Consider the following 2,956-nt stretch of genomic DNA (forward strand, 5'->3'; position numbering starts at 1 on the left):
GGCTTGCGCCAGCGTCACGACCCCGTCGTGCCTTCGGAGTAGTTCGTTCAACACGCAGGGGTTGACGTCGAAGACGGCGATCTGGTTCCCCATCGGTCGACTTCGGCGCGGCGGGTTGCGGTGATCGCAACTTCCCGCGCCGAAATCGCGGGAGGACTAGGGGCTAGGTGCGGCGGATGCCCGACGAGCGGAGTTCGAGGTTCGCCAGGCCGCGAATCGCGATCGCGTCGTCGCGGCGCCAGGCGCCCACGGGGTCGATGCTGACCGACGCGAGCTTGGCCAGCGGCCGGTTGGCCAGCGCACGCAGGGCCAGCAGCTGCTCGCCCGCCGGGGTCGACGCCAGCGTGATCGCCGTCCACTTGCGCCGGAAGAACCGGATCCGCAGGACCAGCCATGGCATCGCCACGAACAGGATCGGTGGCGCGGCGACGGCAACCCCCAACACGACCGCCAACCAGGTCGCGGTCGTGTCGAGGCTTGCGCCCGCCCCCGCAATGTCGAGGGCTGCCCTGCTCGCTGCCCGCAACGGCTTGCTCAGCGCATCGCCGACGAGCGGAAAGCCGTCTGTGCTGTCACCCGCCGAGTTCAGGTTCTCCGAGACACCGGTGGCGCCTTCGCCCACCTGCCTGCCCACGTCGGCGATCGTGGACACCGCGGAATGCACCGCCAGGCCGACGAACACCCACACGGTGCTCCACAGCACGACGACGACGTCGCTGACCAACTGCCAGAGCAGACGACCGGGAGTGGTGGCGTAGGGGATGTAGCGAGAGCTCATGGGTGTGATCCCAGCACAGATGGACCGATAGTCTTGCCCGATGCGCCCAGCTCTGACCGACTACCGACATCTGGCCAGCGGCAAGGTTCGCGAGCTCTACGCCATCGATGCCGACCACCTGCTCTTCGTCGCTAGCGACCGCATCTCCGCGTTCGACTACGTCCTCGACACCGAGATTGAAGACAAGGGCCGCATCCTCACCGCGATGAGCGTGTTCTTCTTCGACTTCCTGGATGCGCCCAACCACCTCGCGGGGCCCGCCGACGACGAGCGGATTCCCGCCGAGGTGCTCGGCCGCGCGCTCGTGGTGCGACGGTTGGAGATGATGCCGGTCGAGTGCGTGGCGCGTGGCTACCTCACCGGATCCGGCATCATCGACTACCGCGCGACGGGCCGGGTGTGCGGTATCGCCCTTCCGGACGGGCTGACCGAGGCCAGCAGGTTCGCCGAGCCACTGTTCACCCCCGCGTCGAAGGCCGAACTGGGAGAACACGACGAGAACATCAGCTTCGACGCGGTCGTCGACCTGGTGGGAGCCCAGCGCGCCGCCCAGTTGCGCGATCAGACGTTGGGCATCTACTCCAAGGCCGCCGAGCACGCGCTGAGCAAGGGGATCATCCTCGCGGACACCAAGTTCGAATTCGGAGTCGATGGACACGGTGATCTGGTACTCGCCGACGAGGTGTTGACCCCAGACTCGTCGCGGTACTGGCGGGCCGACGACTACAAGGAAGGCGTCGTGCAGCCCAGCTTCGACAAGCAGTTCGTCCGCAATTGGCTGACCGGGCCCGAATCCGGCTGGGACCGCGGCGGCGACGTGCCACCTCCGGCTCTGCCCGCCGATATCGCCGCGGCGACCAGGCAACGCTACATCGAAGCATACGAACGTATTTCAGGATTGAAGTTCGCAGACTGGATCGGAGTCAAATGACCGGCACACCGCCGATTGCCAAGCGTGTCGACCATCGCCGTGAACACCACGGCGATGTCTTCATCGACCCCTACGAGTGGCTCAGGGACAAGTCCGATCCCGAGGTCATCGCCTACCTGGAGGCCGAGAACGCCTACGCCGAGAAGCAGACCGAGCACCTGGCGTCGTTGCGGCAGAAGATCTTCGACGAAATCAAGGCCCGCACCAAGGAGACCGACCTCTCGGTGCCCACTCGCCGCGGGGAGTGGTGGTACTACGGTCGCAGCCTCGAGGGCAAGCAGTACGGAATCCACTGCCGTTGTCCGGTAACCGATCTCGATGACTGGACACCGCCTCAGCTCGACGAGAACACCGACGTGCCAGGGGAGCAGGTGCTTCTCGACGAGAACGTCGAAGCCGAAGGGCACGAGTTCTTCTCGCTCGGCGCGGCGTCGATGAGCGTGGACGGGCACACGCTCGCCTTCTCGGTCGACGTCCTTGGCGACGAGCGCTACACCCTGCGGTTCAAGGACCTGCGCACCGGCGAGCTCTACGAAGACACCATCGCAGGCATCGGCGCCGGCGCGACATGGGCGGCGGACAACCACAGCATCTACTACGTCACCCTCGACGACGCGTGGCGTCCCGACACCGTGTGGCGTCACCGGTTGGGCGCGGGAGTGCCCGCCACCAAGGTCTTCCACGAGCCCGACGAGCGGTTCTGGGTCGGGGTCGGGCGGACGCGTAGCAACAAGTACGTGTTCATCGCGGCGGGCAGTTCGGTGACGGCCGAGGTTCTCTACGGCGACGCCGCCGACGGAGAGGCCGAGTTCGTCCCGGTGCTGCCGCGACGTGAATCGGTGGAGTACTCGGTCGAACATGCCGTCGTCGGGGGTGAGGACCGCTTCCTCATCCTGCACAACGACGGTGCCGAGAACTTCACGCTGGTCGAGGCTCCTGTCAGCGATCCGACGGCGTTCCGTACGCTCATCGAGCACCGCGAGGACGTCCGTCTCGACGGCGTCGACGCCTTCGCGAGCCAACTCGTCGTGAGCTACCGTAGCGAGGCTCTGCCCCGTATTCAGTTGTGGCCCATCGATGCCGACGGCAACTACGGCGCGCCCGAGGAGATCACGTTCGCCACGGAGCTGACGTCGTCGGGGCTGTCCGGGAATCCGAACTGGTCGGCGCCGGTGCTTCGGGTCGGCACGACGTCGTTCATCGTCCCGGTGCGCGTCTACGACATCGACCTCGCGACGGGTGAGCGG

Annotated in this window: 3 protein-coding genes; 2 read left to right on the top strand and 1 reads right to left on the bottom strand. The window is 66.4% G+C overall.

Annotation, left to right across the window (positions count from 1 at the left end):
* Positions 1–163: 163 nt before the first annotated feature.
* Positions 164–778: a hypothetical protein gene (locus ACRDUX_RS09315; protein WP_526413182.1), complete on the bottom strand. Its 615-nt coding sequence runs from the start codon at positions 776–778 to the stop codon at positions 164–166.
* A 40-nt stretch (positions 779–818) separates the two neighbouring features.
* On the opposite strand from ACRDUX_RS09315, the gene ACRDUX_RS09320 reads away from it, so the two are divergent.
* Both ACRDUX_RS09320 and ACRDUX_RS09325 read left to right on the top strand, forming a co-directional pair.
* A complete protein-coding gene (locus ACRDUX_RS09320; protein WP_526413184.1) occupies positions 819–1,709 on the top strand; it encodes a phosphoribosylaminoimidazolesuccinocarboxamide synthase in 891 nt (296 codons plus the stop codon).
* Positions 1,706–2,956: S9 family peptidase (locus ACRDUX_RS09325; protein ID WP_526413186.1), on the top strand; the 1,251-nt coding region annotated here is incomplete at its 3' end. The genes ACRDUX_RS09320 and ACRDUX_RS09325, both read left to right, overlap by 4 nt.

The organism is Mycobacterium sp. (assembly GCF_050701675.1).
GTDB lineage: Bacteria > Actinomycetota > Actinomycetes > Mycobacteriales > Mycobacteriaceae > Mycobacterium.